Raw genomic sequence first — 15,311 nt, 5'->3', positions numbered from 1 at the left:
ACTGTCCGCCCTGCGGGCTACGGACAGAATGTACCCATGAGCCATACGTCGATCCCCATCTCGCAGACGACCGGTGCCCGTATCGGTCGCCGGTTCAAGCAGCTGGGCCTGGTGTTTCCGCTGCTGGGGCTGAGCATCGCCGGGCTGGTGATGTTCGTCCTGTTCGTCGTGGGGATGCCGTTGGTCTTCCTGACCGTGGGCATCCCGCTGGTGGTCGGCGCGGTGGGGGCGACCCGGGGGTTGTGCAACGCCGAGCGGTTCATCTACCGGGTGGGCTTCGGCGTCGAGATCGACCGACCGTACCGGCCGTGGCCGAAGGGCAACGTCGCCAAGGTGCTGCTGGAGTTGGCCAAGGACGCGAGCACGTGGCGGAACTTCGGCTGGCAGGCGGTGAACTTCACCCTCGGCTTCATCGTGTTCGTCACCTACATCGCGCTGTTGGGCGGCGCGCTGATGGCGCTGATCCAGCCGTTCCTGTGGCTGGGGCTGCCGGACGTCTTCGACACCTATTACGGCTTCATCAGTTACGACAGCTTCGCCCTCGCGATGACCTACGGGGTCATCCTGGGCGGCATGAACTTCGTCGCCTGGTGGGTGGGCGGGGACGCCATGCTCAACGGCTACGCCCGGCTGGCCGGGGTCATGATGCGCGCCAACAAGTCCCAGAAACTTCAGCGCCGGGTGGTCGAGCTGACCGAGTCCCGCGCCGACACCGTCGACTCCTCGGCGGCCGAACTGCGCCGCATCGAACGCGACCTGCACGACGGTGCCCAGGCCCGGCTGGTGGCGTTGGGCATGAGCCTCGGCATGGCCGAGGAGATCCTGACCTCCGATCCGCAGGCGGCGGCGAAACTGCTGGCCGAGGCCCGCGAGAACTCCGGCGCGGCGCTGTCGGAGATCCGCGATCTGGTGCGCGGCATCCACCCGCCGGTGCTGGCCGACCGGGGCCTGGGCGGTGCGGTGGAGGCGCTGGCGCTGGCCCACCCGCTGCCGGTGACGGTGGAGACGAACCTGCCGGGGCGTCCGCCGGAGCCGGTGGAGTCGGCGGCGTACTTCGCGGTCGCCGAGGCGCTGACGAACGTCGCCAAGTACGCGCAGGCGACCGAGGTGTTCGTCCGGATCGGTTACTTCGGGACCCGGCTGGGGATCACGGTGCGCGACAACGGCAGGGGCGGCGCGACGGTGACGCCGGGCGGCGGCCTGGACGGGGTGACGCGCAGGCTGGCGGCCTTCGACGGTGTGGTGACGATTCGCAGTGAGCCGGGCGGGCCGACGATCGTGGCCTACGAGATCCCGTGCGAGCTGACGGTACGTCCAAGTTTAACGATGGATGAGTAGCTGATCGCCGACCGGGTATTCCGGTCGGCGATCACTGTCTGAAACGGCGTTGTGGCGGGGGCGTCGGGTGCTTAGGTTTGTCGGCGATGACAGAGGAACTGACGACGCGGGCCGTGTTCGCGAAACGAGCCGAGCAGTGGAACGACAAGGCGCCGGTGTTCGCGGCGATGTGCCGGGCGGTCGCCGGCGAGCCTGAGCTCGCGGCCTGTGTGGACGACGGCCCCGTCGCGGGGCGGCCGAAGCACAGCCCGGCGTGGTCGCGCCCGCAGCAGCTGGCGGGGCTGGTGTCGCGGTTGTTGCGCACCAAGGCATCCGGGCACGAGTTGACGGAGTACTGGGGCACCTTGGGCGGGCGCTTGGCCGCCGACGGCTCGCTGGCCGACGCGTTTCGCGATCTGGCCCGCCGCTACCAAACCGAGCTGGCCGAGCTGGCGGGCGTCCACAGCTCGGCACGGGGCAACGACCCGCTCGTCGCCGTCGTGCTGTGGCCCGGCATCGCCTGGGCCGCGAGCCAAGCCTCGGGTCCGGTCGCCTTGCTGGAACTGGGTTCGGCCGCGGGCACCTGCCTGTACCCCGACCGGTACGGCTACCGCTTCGGCGATCGACTCCTCGGCGGTGACCGTCCGCTCGTCCTCCCGATCGACTGGAACGGCGAGAAACCCGGGTTCCTTTCGGCCAGCGTGGATGTCGCCGCGCGGATCGGTCTGGAGTACGAACCGGTGCGACGCGAGGACGACGACGCCGTCGCCTGGCTGCGCGACTGCGTCCTGCCCGACAACACCGACGAACTCGCCCGCGTCGACGGCGCGCTGTCCGTCATGGAACCCGGCGGCGTCGACTGGCGCGTCGGGGACTACATGGAGACGCTGCCGAAGGCACTGTCCGAAGTGCCCGACGGTGTCACGCCGATCGTCTTCGGCGCCCACACCCTGTGCTGCGCGCAAGAACGCGAACGGCTGCCCCGGATCCTCGCCGAGTCCGGCCGGGACCTGGTGTGGGTGGCCAAGGAGTGCTCCGATCACGGGCTCGCACTGGTCAGCGACACCGCGTCCGAGTACGAGGTGCCCGAGGGAACCCCGAAGCGGGTGCTGTTGACGGCCGTGCGCTACCGCGCTGGCCGGGCGCTCGACGGCTGGGTGCTGGGCGAGCCCGATCAGTGGAACACCTCGCTGGCTTGGGCGCCGCGGCCCTTCCCGCCGCGGTGACGCGGCGACCCGCGTCGGCGTGGCGCGGCTTCGCCGTGGCTCCCGCCGCTGACACATACGTTCGTGAAAGCCTCTCGGAACCGGGAACGTAGGCTAGCGCGATGACCACCAGGAAGACCCCATGATGCGCGTCGTGATCGCCGAGGACCACGCGCTGCTCGCCGACGGCCTGAACCGGATGCTGTCGGCCCACGACTGCGAAGTCGTCGAGATGGTCGACAACGGCCCCCGTCTCGCCCCCGCCCTGATCGAGCACAAACCGGACGTGGCCGTCGTCGACGTCCGACTGCCCCCCACCTTCACCGACGAGGGCATCCGTGCCGTCATCGAAGCCCGCGCGAAGGTCCCGGCGTTGCCCGTCCTGGTCCTGTCGCAGTACGTCGAGCAGCTGTACGCCCGCGAACTGATCCGGGACCGCGCCGGTGGCGTCGGATACCTCCTCAAGGACCGCGTGTCCAACATCAGCCAGTTCCTGGACGCGCTGCGACGCGTCGCCGGAGGCGGTACCGCGATGGACCCAGAGGTGGTCTCACAGCTGCTGGGCGGCAAACAGTCGAGTCTGGACTCGCTGACCGGCCGGGAGCGGGAAGTGTTGGCGCTCATGGCCGAGGGCCGCACCAACTCGGCCATCGCCGCGCAGTTGTACGTCACCGACAAGGCCGTCGACAAGCACACCAACAACGTGTTCCGCAAACTCGGGCTGGCCCAATCGTCGGACGACAACCGGCGGGTGCTGGCCGTACTGGCCTATCTGGAGGGTCATTCCTGAGTGGAGCGGTCGCTGGGGCTGACCAGCCCGGTCTCGTAGGCGACGATGACGGCCTGGACCCGGTCGCGCAGCTGGAGTTTGGCCAGAATGCGCGCCACGTGGGTCTTGACCGTGGCCTCCGACAGGTGCAGCCGGGCTGCCAGCTCGGCGTTGCTGAGGCCCTGAGCCAACAGCCGCAACACTTCCAGCTCGCGCGGGGTGAGGGCGGCGAGGTCGCGGTGGATGGCCGTGGTGTCGCCGTCGCGACCGACGAAACGCTCGACGAGGCGACGGGTGATGGACGGAGCCAGCAGCGCGTCGCCGTCGCGGACCATGCGCACCGCCGCGACCAGGTGTTCCGGCGAGACGTCCTTGAGCAGGAAACCGCTGGCACCGGCCGACAGCGCGGCGTACACGTAGTGGTCGAGGTCGAAAGTGGTCAGTATGACGACGCGGGTGTCGCCGCCGCCCGCGAGGATGCGGCGGGCGGCCTCCAGACCGTCCAGTTCGGGCATGCGGATGTCCATGAGGACGACGTCGGGCCGGGTGCGGCGCACCGCGGCGATGGCCTCGGTGCCGTTGGCGGCCTCGGCGACGACGTCCATGCCGTCGGCGGTGAGGATCATCCGGAATCCGGTGCGCACCAGGGCCTGGTCGTCGGCGACGACCACTCGCAGCGGCTCGGTCATCGAACCTCCTCGCCTAGCGGCTCGTCGGTCAATGACCGACGGTGCTGTGCTTTTGCTGACCTCGCAAGCTCGGTCACGTCCGGTCCTCCAGGGGGATGACGGCTTCGACACGGTAGCCGCCCAGCGGGGTGGGGCCGCAGCGCAGTGTGCCGCCGTAGACGGCCAGCCGCTCGCGCAGCCCCAGCAGGCCGTGGCCGTTGCCGGTGGTGGCGGCCGAGGTGGGGGTGCCGCCGGAGTCGGTGACCTTGACGGCCAGCCGGTCGTCCTGATAGTCGACGGTGATGCGCGCGGTGGCTCCGGCGGCGTGTTTGACCGTGTTGGTGAGCGCTTCCTGCACCACCCGGTAGGCGGCCAGTTCGATGCCGGACGGCAGCGGCCGAGCCGAGCCGGTGATGGTCAGTGCGATGTCGGTTCCGGAGCCGCGTACCCGTTCCACCAGGGATTCCAGCCGCTCCAGGCTGGGCTGTGGCGTCAGGCTGAGCGCGTCGGGGTCGTCGCCGGACGAGCCGGCGGCGCGGCCGGCCGACGCGGCGTCGTCCATTGTCAGCAGTCCCATGACGTGGCGCAGTTCCGACATCGCCGCCCGGCCACCGGCTTCCACCGCCAGCAGCGCCGCCTTGGCCTGGTCGGGGGAGGCGTCCATGACCTTGCGGGCGGCGCCGGTCTGGATCACCATGACGCTGACGTTGTGCGTCACCACGTCGTGCAGCTCCCGGGCGATGCGGGCGCGTTCCTGCTCGGCGGCGCGGCGCAGTTCCTCGGCCCGCTCCTTCTCCAGGGTGGACAGCCGGGTGCGGCTCTCCGAGACCCGGTGCTTCCACACCCGCATCGCGCTGGCCGCCAGCACCACCGGGATCAGGATCAGCGGCGCGACGTATTCCGACGGCACCACGCTGCTGGCGCCGTCGGACTGCGGTCGCGTGGCCATGTCGTGCTCCTGCGGCGCGAACACATCCTCCGATTCGGTCTGGTCGATGGTGGACGGTGCCTTGTTGCCCATCGGCACGTCCTGCAACACGTTCGGCGTCAGCGAGGCGACCGCGACCACCGCCGCGGCAAGGCTCAGCATCGTCGGGATCCGGTAGGGGCTGTAGGCGGCGGCGCTGTATCCGGCGATGACGCACAGGTAGAAGGCCAGCTGCGGCAGTTCGTGCTGTGGCAGCACGGTCGCCGCCGCCACCAGCCACAGCACCGTCAGCGGGAACCGGCGCCTCCAGATCAGCGCGGGCATCGCGACGGCGAGGAAGACGATCGCGCCGGTCCACTCGTCCCATTCGATGGTCCGGGGGATCCCGTTGATGTGGCGCACCGGGGTGTGGTCGTCGATGTACCCGATCGAGATCACGGCGATCAGCAGCACCAGCGCGACGTCGAAGGCGTAGGCGCGCCGGGAGGGGCGTGGCAGTGGCCCCGACGGCCGCGTGACCGACGAGAACCACTCCCGTGGATGCTTCACCGCCGGGATCGTGAACACCGGCCCATTCTCGCTCACCAGGGGCTCGCACGGCATCGGCCGAGAACCCGAGGGGCGGTACATCCACCGACTACATCGCGAGGATGACCCGCGCGCGGGCGGCTCCCGGCGCGGTACCGCAATTGGCTCTCGCGACCGACGCGGCCGAGGTGGCACCGATCGTAGCGTCAGACGCTCTGTCGACGAACGAAGGAGATCCACGATGTCCACCCCGGTGATAGAGCTGCGCGGGACCACGCGCCGCTACGACGAGGGGCCCCCGGCCCTCGACGACGTGTCGCTGACGGTCGGCGCGGGCGAGGCGGTCGCGATCCTCGGGCCGTCCGGCAGCGGGAAGTCCACCATGCTGAACCTGATCGCGGGGCTGGACCGGCCGAGCCAGGGCACCGTCACGGTGGACGGCACCCGGGTGGACGGGCTGTCCGAGGCCGCCTCGGCCCGGTACCGGCGCGCCAAGGTCGGGATGGTGTTCCAGTTCTTCAATCTGCTGGACGACCTGACCGTGGCCGACAACGTGACGCTGCCCGCGCTGCTGGCCGGGATGCGACGCCGCGAGGCCCGGTCGCGGGCGGCGGAACTGCTTGACTCGCTGGGCATCAAGCGGCTGGCCGCCGCGCATCCGGCCCGGCTGTCGGGTGGGGAGCGGCAGCGGGTCGCGGTGGCGCGGGCGCTGATGAACCGTCCGACACTGCTGCTGGCCGACGAACCGACCGGCGCCCTGGACTCGGCTTCGGGGCTGGAGGTGCGGCAGCTGCTCAACGAACTGCACGCTGACGGCCAGACGATCGTGCTGGTCACCCACGACCTGGCGCTGGCCGAGGCCTGCGCCACCCGCACCGTGCGGCTTGTGGACGGTCATGTCGCCGCCGACACCGCGATGGAGCCGGTGCGATGAGCGGAACCGGGAAGGTGGTGCGCTCGGGCGTCGGGCGCCGCAAGGTGCAGACGCTCGTGATCGTGCTGGTGGTGGCGATGGCGACCGCCTCGGCGGTGCTGGGCGGCACGCTGGTGGTCGCCTCGCAGGCGCCGTTCGACCGCGCGTTCAAGCAACAGCATGGCGCGCACCTGATCGCGCAGTTCGACGCGGGCAAGGTGACGGAATCCGAAGTGGAGGCGACTGCCGAGGACGACGCGGTGAGTCAGGCGGAGGGTCCGTTTCGGACGGTTCCGGTGGACGCGCTGTTGGACCGGGGGATGCGACTGCCGTCGCTGACCGTCGCCGGACGCGAGAAACCCGGCGGGGCGGTCGACAAGGTCACGGTGACCGAGGGCCGGTGGGCGGAGAAACCGGGCGAGATCGTGCTGTTCGACAACAGCGGCGCCGGCGGCGAGATGGCGGCGACGCAGGTGGGCGGCGAGATCGAGGTGCCGGACCTGCCGGGCAAGCCGACGCTGAAGATCGTCGGCCTGGCCCGTTCGGTCAGCGAGAGCGCCGACGCCTGGGTTGTGCCGGAACAGATCGAGGAGCTGACACCGTCGGGACAGGACGGTGGCTACCAGATGCTGTACCGCTTCGACTCCGCCGCGACCAAGGCGCAGGTCGACGACGGCCGTGACGCCGTCATGGCGGACGTGTCCGACAAGGCGGTCACCGGAACCAAATCCTGGCTGAGCACAAAGGACCGGGCTACCGGGCAGGCGCGACTGCTGGTGCCGTTCCTGATCGTGTTCGGCGTGCTGGGCGTGTTCATGGCCGTCCTCATCGTCGGCAACATCGTCACCGGCGCCGTCAGCAGCGCCACCCGCCGGATCGGGATCCTCAAGGCGCTCGGCTTCACCCCGGCGCAGGTGGTCCGGTCCTATATGGCGCAGGCGTTGATCCCGGCCGCGATCGGCGCCGGAATCGGCGTGGTGGCGGGCAATCTGCTGACCCAGCCGGTGCTGGGGCAGACCAACCGGCTGTACGGCACCTCCGATTCCGGTGTGGTGTGGTGGATCGACGTCCTGGGCTTCGGCGGCGGCCTGGCGATCGTGGCGGTGACGGCCTGGGCGGCGGCACTGCGGGCCGGACGGCTGCGCAGCGTCGACGCGTTGTCGGTGGGCCGCACCAAGGGTGGCGGCCGGGGGAGTCTGGCGGCCCGGGTGTGCGCCCGGCTGCCGCTGCCGCGTTCGATCACGCTGGGCCTGGCCCAGCCGTTCGCCAGGCCGGGCCGGGCACTGGCGATCCTGGTCGCGGTCGGTTTCGGCGCCGCGGCGGTGACCTTCGCCGCCGGGTTGAGCACCTCGCTGGCACAGGTACAGGCCACCCAGGTCTTCGGCGATGTGGCCGTGTATCCGCACGGACCGCCGGACTCCTCCGGCAAGCCGCCGACGATCGACGCCGACGCCGTCATGGCCGCGATCGACGACCAGGACGCGACCACCGGTTCGGGCGGCCTGGCCCGCACCCAGGTCGCCGTCCCCGGCGTCACCGGCTCGGTCGAGGCGTACGGCTTCACCGGTGACAAGTCGGTGTACGACTACCGGATGGTCTCCGGCGACTGGTTCGACGGCGCCGGTGAGATCGTCGTGTCGACGCCGTTTTTGAAGGCCACCGAGACCGAGGTCGGCGACAGCATCACGCTGACCTCGCACGGCGAGGACATCACCGTGACGATCGCGGGCGAGGTCTTCAACACCGAGGACCGGGGCATGCAGATCCTCACCGACCTCGACACGCTCACCGACGCCGATCCGAAGCTGACACCCACGGAGTTCAACATCGACGTCAAGGCGGGCACCGACGCCGCCGACTACGCCGACACGCTCAACAAGGAGCTGGAGGACCTGAGCGCCGAGGCGGTCGTTCTCCAGGAGGAAGCCGACGAGTACGTCCTGATCATCAACTCGCTGACGGCGTTGCTGACGCTGCTGCTCATCGCGGTGGCCGCCATGGGCGTCCTCAACACCGTGGTGCTGGAGACCCGGGACCGGGTGCGGGATCTGGGGGTGTGCAAGGCGATCGGGATGGTGCCCAGGCAGACGGTCGCGATGGTGCTGGCCTCGGTGCTGGTGACCGGCCTGGCCGGTGGCGCGCTCGGCGTGCCGCTGGGCATGTATCTACAGCGGACGATCGTCGGCGACATGGGCGAGGCGGCGGGTTACACGCTGCCTTCGGCCGTGCTGGACATCTACCGGCCCGGCGACCTGACGCTGTTCGCCTTGGGCGGCTTGGTGATCGCGGTCCTGGGAGCGCTGCTGCCCGCGGGCTGGGCGGCCAGAACCCGTACCGCCACAGCGTTGCGGACCGAGTAGTCCCGGGCCACCGAACTGTCTGTTCTCGAACAAGGAGACATCCCTCATGGACACCTTCAAGAAGATATCGATGTGGACCGGAATCGTCCTCACCGGAATGTGTGGCGTGGTGCTGCTTGGCGCCGGAAAGGTGAGTTCAGGAACCCTGCTGATCGCCATGACCTTTCTCATGGTCCGACCGATCAAGCGGTTCACGCTTCCCCGTTGGCTCAAGGTCGGACTGATCTGTGTCGTATTCGCTGCCGTGATGTGGAACATCTCCACCACCGATCTTCCGCATGCCTCAAACATGGAGATATGCGGCGGTGAAGAGGCGCGTACATACACGTCAACCGGATTCAAGTTCCTGGACCAGGTGCTGTACATCTTCAGCGGCTTCCTAGCTCAGGCGTCGCCGTCCTGACATGGTGCCGCAACGGCGACCGACGCCGTTGCGGCACTAAACCCAGTCGGTTCCCACGAGAGTCGGTTCCGGTCGCAGTCGCACACCGAAGGCCGCCTCGACTCCCGCGCGCACCTCGTCGGCCAGCCGCAGCAGTGCCGCGGTGGTCCCGTCGCCCCGGTTGGTCAGCGCCAGCGTGTGTTTAGTCGAAATGGACACTCCATCGTGGCCGTATCCCTTCTCGAACCCGGCCTGGGCGATCAGCCACGCCGCCGAGGTCTTCACCTTGTCGCCCGCGGGCCAGTTCGGCGGCGGCTTCCCGGCCTTGGCGGCGATGACGTCGATGACGTCGGGTTCCACCACCGGGTTGATGAAGAACGAACCGGCGCTGTAGGTGTCGTGATCGGCGGCGTCCAGCACCATCCCCTTGCCGCGCCGCAGTTTCAGGACCGTCTCGCGGGCGACGGTCGCATCGACGGTCTCGCCCGCTTCGATGCCCAGGGTGCGAGCGGTCTCGGCGTAGCGGATGGGCGCCGAGCGCCGCGACCGCCGCAGCCGGTACCGCACGTCCAGGACCAGGAACCGGTCGCTGTGTTTGAAGACGCTGTCGCGGTAGGCGAAGCGGCAGTCGGCGGCGGTGAACACCACGGTCTCGCCGAGCTCGCGGTCGTAGACCGTCACCGTCTCGATGGTCTCGGCGACCTCCTGCCCGTAGGCGCCGACGTTCTGGATCGGCGTCGCCCCGGCCGAACCGGGAATCCCGGACAGGCACTCGATCCCGGACCAGCCCTCGGCCACCGCGCGCTCCACAAGCGAGTCCCAGTTGTGCCCGGCGGCCACCGTCACCAGGACGTCGTCGCCGTCGACGGCGACCTCGGCGCCGCTGGAGCGGATCACCACGGCGGTGCCGTCGAAACCCGCGTCGCCGATGACGAGATTGCTGCCCCCGGCGACCAAAAGCACCGGTTCGTTGGCGCTGTCGGCCGTTCGTACTACGTCGACGAGCTCACGAGCGTCGGCGGCTTCGACGAGGCGCTTGGCGGGTCCGCCGAGGCGCAAGGTCGTCAGTGTGGCCAGCGGGGTGAGGTTAGCGTCAGACACGACGACGAGCTTAAGCTTGGTCCCGGAACCTGCGGACTTTGGGCGGTAGCAGACATGACTCGATGGGACAAGAACGCCTTCCTGATGGCCTGGCGGGCCGACTCGGACCGCCTGCGGGAAGCGGCCGTGGCCGACGAGCTGGACCGGGAAGTCCCCAGTTGCCCGGGTTGGAGTCTGCGGGATCTGGTCGCGCACGTCGCGCGGGTCTTCCTGAACTACGAACGTCTGGTCACCGCGACGGCGGCGCCGCCCGCGGACAGCAAGGGCGACGGTGACTTCGATCTCGGCGAGGACGTGCTGGCCGAGTACGACACCGCCGTGCGGAAACTGACGACGACATTGGACGGAGTGCGGTTGGACGACCCCGCGTGGGTACCGGGGCCGCATGCCCGTATCGCGCGGTTCTGGATCCGCAGGCTCATGTGTGAGACGGCGGTTCACCGCTGGGACGCCCAGATGGCCTTCGCCGCGGCCGAACCCATCGGTTCCCGGGCGGCGGCCGAGGGCATCCAGGAGGTCTTCGACACCTTCATCCCGTGGGGCCGTCGCCGCGAGGAATCGACCGCGACCGGCGTGGTGCAGCTGTTCGCCCGCGACATCGACCGGCACTGGTTCGTGCGGCTGCGCGAGGGCCGCGAGACGCTGCTCGACCCCGACAGCGTCGACGTCGACAACACCGCGATACAGGCCAGCGCGTCCGGAAACGCCTCTGACCTGTATCTGGCGCTGTGGGGCCGGGTCCAGACCAGCGTGCTCGAACTCGCCGGTGACGAGACCCTGTTCAAGGCCCTGCGGGTGCGGTGAGCGCTATGCGACGCGCACGTCGTCGACGGCCCAGTACCAGTTGTTGACGCCGGTCAGCCGGAACCCGATCCTGACCTCGCGCGCGTCCGAGGGGCGGTCGACGTCGATCGCGTCGGGGCCGTTGACGTCGGTCGACAGGGTGCGCACGACCTGCGGTTCGCCGTCGTCCCAGCTGGCCAGGATCTCGCCGCGCTGCTCGCCCTCCTGCCGGTAGAGGTGGGTCAACCGGACGGTGACCTTCGCGTTGGCGGCCACCGGAGGGGTCCACAGTGTTGAGTCGAAGGTCTTGCCGGACGCCGCGTCGGTGTCGGCCCACTCGTCGCTGTCGGCCACCGCGAAGGTGCCCCGGCCGCGCACGAAGGTCTCGCGGTTCTGGCCGCGCTGCGCCGAGGACCAGAACGCGTCGGACACCAGGCTCCAGCCCGCCCATTCGGTGACGCCGCCCTCGGGCAGCTTCGCGTTGTCGCGGCTCCAGCCCTGCGGCAGTTCCGGGGACCAGCCGAGGATCTCGGCGTCGATGTCCTCGGTGACCGCCGGCTGAAGCTTCACCGTCTGGAACGGGTCTGAGTCCTCATGGGTCACTGCTCGGCCGTCCATGGTGTCGGATGGCGTGGCGCCCAGGTGGATCAGCGCCGAGGCGGCGACGTCGACCAGCCGCGTCGTCACCGGCTTGGCGGCGCTGATGCCGTCGCCGGTGGCCAGGATGAAGGTGCCGCGTTCGATCAGCGAGTCGCCGCCGTGGCCGCCGGAGTCGAGGTGTCCGTGGTCGGTGGTCAGCATGATCAGCCAGTTCTCCTCGGCCCGGGTGGGCCGGGATTCGACCGCGGCCAGCAGCCGGGACACGAAGCCGTCCACGACGGCGATCTCGTCGAGGTAGTTCTGGGAGCCGGATCCGTCGGCGTGGCCGACGATGTCGAGCTGACCGAAGTAGACGAAGGTGGCGTCGGCGGCGTCCTTGGCCAGGTGCGCCTCGGTCTCATCGGCGATGGTGGCGTCGTGCTCGACGTACCCGTCCTTGTCGCCGTCGAGCACGATCGTGGCGTCGATGCCGTCGCCGAACAGGTGATCGCCGATGGGTTTCCAGTCGGCGGCGGCCCAGGTCTGGATCTCGGGTCGGGCGGCCTTCGCCGTGGACAGCCAGTCCGGATAGGACTTGAGGTCGTTGCCGCCGAAGGAGTTGTCGACCACCTTGTGCTTGTCGGGCCACACGCCGGTCAGGATCGTCGACCAGCCAGGCCCGGAACTGGTGGGCGCCATGGGTTGCGTGTACAGCAGGCTGCGCGCGTCCAGGGCGGTGTCCTGGAGTTTGGCGAGGGTGGGGGCGTTCGCGTCGCGGACCCGGTCGGCGACGAAACCGTCGACGCCGATCACCAGGACCTTGGGGGATGTCTCGGCTGCCCGTGCCGGGGAGAGGGGCAGCGCGGCCGCGGCGGTCGCGGCGGCGGCCATGCCGAGGAGGTGTCGTCTTCTCATGGAGTCTCCAAGATTGGTCTAGACCAATTGCATTGACGACTCTGAATGCTAATGGAGTGGTCGGACGACTGTGCGTCATGTAGGCGACAGCTACGTGAACGCTTGTGGCGGCGACGTTCTACCAGCCCAGCTCGGCGGCGGTGTCCTGGGCGATCGCGGGGGAGCAGGTCATGCCGCGTCCGCCCGGCCCCGTCACCAGGTGAACCCCGGCCTCCGGGCTGGCCCTAAACACCGTCGCCTCCGGGTCGAGGCACTGCGAGTACACCCCGGCCCAGCGGCGCCGGATCGGCGGCAGCTCGCGCCCCAAAAGTGCTGTGGCCACGTCGCGCAGGTGCTCGTAGGCGTCCTCGGTGACGTCGAAGGCGAAGGGCTCGGTGTACTCGTGGGTGTCGCCGATGGTGAGGCTGCCGTCCAGCCGCTGCACCAGCAGCAGCTGCATCCTCTCCGCAGCCGCCGTGGGGGTCTGCTTCTGGACGCCCCGCAACCGATCCAGTGCCTCCGAGGCGAAAGCGGGGTAGTAGCGGAAGCTGTCGCCGTCGGCGATCGCGGTCGTCACCCGCTCGGCCAGCGGCGCGGTCTGCATCATCTGCAACCGCACCCGCCGGATCGGCGGCGTCGGCCCGGCCAGCTCCCGCACCAGTCCCGCGTGCGCGGCCCCCGGCGTCACGACGATCTGGTCGGCGTTGTGGATCTCGCCGTGGTCGTCGCGGGCCAGCCCGGCGGCGACGGTGCGCACCTCACGGCCGCCGACGAAGCGGTACCGCCCCGACTCGGCCAGCTTCGCCCGCAACGCGGGCAACGCCACCCGCGACTCCACCGCCGCGTCATGCTCACAGTGGAGCGCCGCCATGAAGTCCCCGCGCAGCACCGGATTCAGCGCCCGCGCCTCCTCCGGCTCCAGCAGCGAGAACCCCCGCCGGGTGTCGTTGAGGACGGCCTGGGCGACGGCCACCTCCGCCGGAGTGCGGCAGATCGTCAGCGACCCGATCCCGCGAAAACCGACGCCGGGCACTTGATCCCCAATGGACTGCCACAGTTCCCGTCCCCGCAGGGCGGTCTCGAGGTCCACCCCCGCGCTGCGCCCCGAAACCCAGACCAGCCCGAAGTTGCGCACCGAGGCCCCGCGTCCCTCGGGCTCCCGCTCTATGTGGACGACCTCGTGCCCGGCGGCCACGGCCGTCCAGGCGTGCATGGTGCCGAGTACCCCGCCTCCGACGACGACGATGCGCACGGTGGAACCTCCACGAACTCGAAAGGTCTGGACCTTTTACCGAAACGAGACAGTACCCGTCCGAACCACCCACCGTCAACTCCGGCTCAGCGAGCCCGCAACCGGGTCGAGAACCCGATCCGGTCTCCCCGATACAACGTCCGCACCAACTCGATCGGAACCCCTTGCGGGTCATAGGAAACCCGGTGCAACAGCAACATCGGCTGCGCCGGATTCGTCTCCAGCAACAGCGCCTCCCGTGGCGAGGCCAACGCGGTCTCGATCCGCTCGTCCGCCTCGTCGAACACCACACCCAACTCGTCCTGCAGACACCGATACAGCGACGCCGCCGGATCGAAGACCTCCAGCAACCGCGGAAACCGCGCCGCGGGCAGATAGGTGCTCTCCAAACCGGTCGGCTCCTCATCGGTCAGCAACACCCGCTCCAGGTGAATCACCTTGGCCCGCTTGCCGATCCGCAACCGCTCGGCGAGTTCGTCGCTGGCGTCGATCCGCTCGGCCGACACCACCCGCCGCCCGGGTCTGCGTCCCATGCTCGCCACCGCCTCGGTGTACGACACCAGCTCCAGCGGATGAATCGTCTTGGGCGGGGCCACATAGGTTCCCCGTCCCTGCCGCGCCGCCAGCCGTCCCTCCAGGATCAGCTCCGAGATCGCCTGCCGCACCGTGGCACGACTCACCTCGAACCGCGCCGCCAGCTCCCGCTCCGGCGGCAACATCTCACCCTCGCCGATCTCACCGATCAGGGTCACCAGCCGAGCCTTCACCGCGAAGTACTTGGGCACCCTGCCATGTTCGGGTACACCCCGCCGCACCTGACCACTTTCCAGCATCCGACAAGGTTAGGCGGTGACCCGCTGTTCGAAACACGAACCGGTCAGTGCCTCCCGCTAAGGTGTCGCACATGGATGACTCGACGTGGCATACCGGCCCACTACTGGGATTCGACACCGAGACCACCGGCATCGACACGACGACGGCCCGCATCGTCACAGCCGCCATAGTGAACGGTGACGACGTGGCCAGCTGGCTCATCAACCCCGGCATCGACATACCGGCGGCGGCCAGCAACGTCCACGGCATCTCCACCGAACACGCCCGCGCCAACGGCACCGAACCCGCGCTGGCACTGTCCGAAATCGGCAGAGCGCTCACCAAGGCGGCCGAAGAGGACACCCCCGTCGTGGTCTACCGCGCCGGTTACGACCTCACCCTCCTGTCGCACGAACTGGACCGGTACTCGCTACCCCAGGTCCCGTGGGAGCGCCTGAAAGTCCTCGACCCGTTCGTCCTGGACAAGAAGGCCGACAAGTTCCGGCGCGGCAAGCGAACCCTGTCGGCGGTGTGCACCCACTACGACGTCGACCTCTCGGGCGCCCACAGTGCCGACGCCGACGCCCGCGCCGCGGTCTCACTGGCCCGCGCGATCGGCCAACGCCACAAAGCGCTGGCGGCCATGAACATCACCGAACTCCACACGGCCCAGATCGCTTGGCACGCCGACGATGCGGCCAGCCTGGAGGCGTACTTCCGGCGACAGGGCAAACAGGAGACTATCGACCGGCGCTGGCCGTTGCAGCGCTGAGCGTCGGCTGGTGTCGACGACGCCAGTGAGGACTGTCGCGGTGCCCG

At 69.5% G+C, this 15,311-nt stretch carries 14 protein-coding genes; 8 read left to right on the top strand and 6 right to left on the bottom strand.

Translation table 11 applies throughout. The features are described from left to right. Window positions 1–36: 36 nt before the first annotated feature. The 3 genes from SNAS_RS37295 (at window position 37) to SNAS_RS27925 (ending at window position 3,312) form a co-directional block, all read left to right on the top strand. The gene (locus SNAS_RS37295; RefSeq protein WP_013020848.1) at window positions 37–1,338 is read left to right on the top strand and encodes a sensor histidine kinase; all 1,302 of its coding nucleotides are present in this window, start codon (window positions 37–39) and stop codon (window positions 1,336–1,338) included. A gap of 86 nt (window positions 1,339–1,424) precedes the next feature. Continuing rightward, complete coding sequence (locus SNAS_RS33430; protein ID WP_013020847.1) at window positions 1,425–2,543, top strand: DUF2332 domain-containing protein; 1,119 nt, start codon at window positions 1,425–1,427, stop codon at window positions 2,541–2,543. Between the two features lie 124 nt (window positions 2,544–2,667). Then, window positions 2,668–3,312, top strand: a complete 645-nt coding sequence (locus SNAS_RS27925; RefSeq protein ID WP_041627061.1) for a LuxR C-terminal-related transcriptional regulator — start codon at window positions 2,668–2,670, stop codon at window positions 3,310–3,312. On the opposite strand, the gene SNAS_RS27920 is transcribed toward SNAS_RS27925, so the two are convergent. After that, window positions 3,303–3,980, bottom strand: coding sequence for a response regulator (locus SNAS_RS27920; RefSeq protein ID WP_013020845.1), 678 nt, complete (start codon window positions 3,978–3,980; stop codon window positions 3,303–3,305). The genes SNAS_RS27925 and SNAS_RS27920 overlap by 10 nt on opposite strands. A gap of 73 nt (window positions 3,981–4,053) precedes the next feature. Beyond that, a complete protein-coding gene (locus tag SNAS_RS27915) occupies window positions 4,054–5,490 on the bottom strand; it encodes a sensor histidine kinase (RefSeq protein WP_013020844.1) in 1,437 nt (478 codons plus the stop codon). Window positions 5,491–5,656: 166 nt separating this feature from the next. Here SNAS_RS27915 and SNAS_RS27910 point away from each other — a divergent pair, with 166 nt between their 5' ends. The 3 genes from SNAS_RS27910 to SNAS_RS27900 are packed head-to-tail and all read left to right on the top strand — an operon-like array spanning window position 5,657 to window position 9,091. Then, the gene (locus SNAS_RS27910) at window positions 5,657–6,349 is read left to right on the top strand and encodes an ABC transporter ATP-binding protein (protein WP_013020843.1); all 693 of its coding nucleotides are present in this window, start codon (window positions 5,657–5,659) and stop codon (window positions 6,347–6,349) included. Next, entirely contained in the window at window positions 6,346–8,688 is a 2,343-nt protein-coding gene (locus SNAS_RS27905) for an FtsX-like permease family protein (protein ID WP_013020842.1), read from the top strand. Before SNAS_RS27910 ends, SNAS_RS27905 begins: the two co-directional genes overlap by 4 nt. A 46-nt stretch (window positions 8,689–8,734) precedes the next feature. Further along, window positions 8,735–9,091, top strand: coding sequence for a hypothetical protein (locus tag SNAS_RS27900; protein WP_013020841.1), 357 nt, complete (start codon window positions 8,735–8,737; stop codon window positions 9,089–9,091). 36 nt (window positions 9,092–9,127) lie between these two features. On the opposite strand, the gene SNAS_RS27895 is transcribed toward SNAS_RS27900, so the two are convergent. Then, a complete protein-coding gene (locus SNAS_RS27895) occupies window positions 9,128–10,171 on the bottom strand; it encodes a UDP-N-acetylmuramate dehydrogenase (protein WP_013020840.1) in 1,044 nt (347 codons plus the stop codon). A 54-nt stretch (window positions 10,172–10,225) separates the two neighbouring features. Here SNAS_RS27895 and SNAS_RS27890 point away from each other — a divergent pair, with 54 nt between their 5' ends. Further along, window positions 10,226–10,975, top strand: a complete 750-nt coding sequence (locus SNAS_RS27890) for a maleylpyruvate isomerase family mycothiol-dependent enzyme (protein WP_013020839.1) — start codon at window positions 10,226–10,228, stop codon at window positions 10,973–10,975. 3 nt (window positions 10,976–10,978) lie between these two features. Here SNAS_RS27890 and SNAS_RS27885 read toward each other — a convergent pair whose 3' ends face one another. From SNAS_RS27885 to SNAS_RS27875, 3 genes are all read right to left on the bottom strand, one after another. Continuing rightward, complete coding sequence (locus tag SNAS_RS27885; protein ID WP_013020838.1) at window positions 10,979–12,448, bottom strand: alkaline phosphatase family protein; 1,470 nt, start codon at window positions 12,446–12,448, stop codon at window positions 10,979–10,981. Window positions 12,449–12,566: 118 nt separating this feature from the next. After that, on the bottom strand, window positions 12,567–13,679 hold the full coding sequence (locus SNAS_RS27880; RefSeq protein ID WP_013020837.1) for a TIGR03364 family FAD-dependent oxidoreductase: 1,113 nt from the start codon (window positions 13,677–13,679) through the stop codon (window positions 12,567–12,569). Window positions 13,680–13,765: 86 nt separating this feature from the next. Then, window positions 13,766–14,512, bottom strand: a complete 747-nt coding sequence (locus tag SNAS_RS27875) for a GntR family transcriptional regulator (RefSeq protein ID WP_013020836.1) — start codon at window positions 14,510–14,512, stop codon at window positions 13,766–13,768. Window positions 14,513–14,583: 71 nt separating this feature from the next. Between SNAS_RS27875 and SNAS_RS27870 the strand changes: the two genes are divergently transcribed. Next, window positions 14,584–15,264, top strand: coding sequence for an exonuclease domain-containing protein (locus tag SNAS_RS27870; protein ID WP_013020835.1), 681 nt, complete (start codon window positions 14,584–14,586; stop codon window positions 15,262–15,264). Window positions 15,265–15,311 lie beyond the last annotated feature (47 nt).

The sequence above is a fragment of the Stackebrandtia nassauensis DSM 44728 genome (assembly GCF_000024545.1).
GTDB lineage: Bacteria > Actinomycetota > Actinomycetes > Mycobacteriales > Micromonosporaceae > Stackebrandtia > Stackebrandtia nassauensis.
Note: the sequence above shows the minus strand (reverse complement) of the source record. Positions and strands in the feature narration are given on the sequence as shown.

Coding starts and splice junctions, on each gene's coding strand:
- SNAS_RS27875 (WP_013020836.1), bottom strand. CDS start 14,512: ATGCTGGAAAGTGGTCAGGTGCGGCGGGGTGTACCCGAACATGGCAGG.
- SNAS_RS27870 (WP_013020835.1), top strand. CDS start 14,584: ATGGATGACTCGACGTGGCATACCGGCCCACTACTGGGATTCGACACC.
- SNAS_RS27920 (WP_013020845.1), bottom strand. CDS start 3,980: ATGACCGAGCCGCTGCGAGTGGTCGTCGCCGACGACCAGGCCCTGGTG.
- SNAS_RS27890 (WP_013020839.1), top strand. CDS start 10,226: ATGACTCGATGGGACAAGAACGCCTTCCTGATGGCCTGGCGGGCCGAC.
- SNAS_RS27905 (WP_013020842.1), top strand. CDS start 6,346: ATGAGCGGAACCGGGAAGGTGGTGCGCTCGGGCGTCGGGCGCCGCAAG.
- SNAS_RS33430 (WP_013020847.1), top strand. CDS start 1,425: ATGACAGAGGAACTGACGACGCGGGCCGTGTTCGCGAAACGAGCCGAG.
- SNAS_RS27900 (WP_013020841.1), top strand. CDS start 8,735: ATGGACACCTTCAAGAAGATATCGATGTGGACCGGAATCGTCCTCACC.
- SNAS_RS27885 (WP_013020838.1), bottom strand. CDS start 12,448: ATGAGAAGACGACACCTCCTCGGCATGGCCGCCGCCGCGACCGCCGCG.
- SNAS_RS37295 (WP_013020848.1), top strand. CDS start 37: ATGAGCCATACGTCGATCCCCATCTCGCAGACGACCGGTGCCCGTATC.
- SNAS_RS27925 (WP_041627061.1), top strand. CDS start 2,668: ATGCGCGTCGTGATCGCCGAGGACCACGCGCTGCTCGCCGACGGCCTG.
- SNAS_RS27915 (WP_013020844.1), bottom strand. CDS start 5,490: ATGCCGTGCGAGCCCCTGGTGAGCGAGAATGGGCCGGTGTTCACGATC.
- SNAS_RS27910 (WP_013020843.1), top strand. CDS start 5,657: ATGTCCACCCCGGTGATAGAGCTGCGCGGGACCACGCGCCGCTACGAC.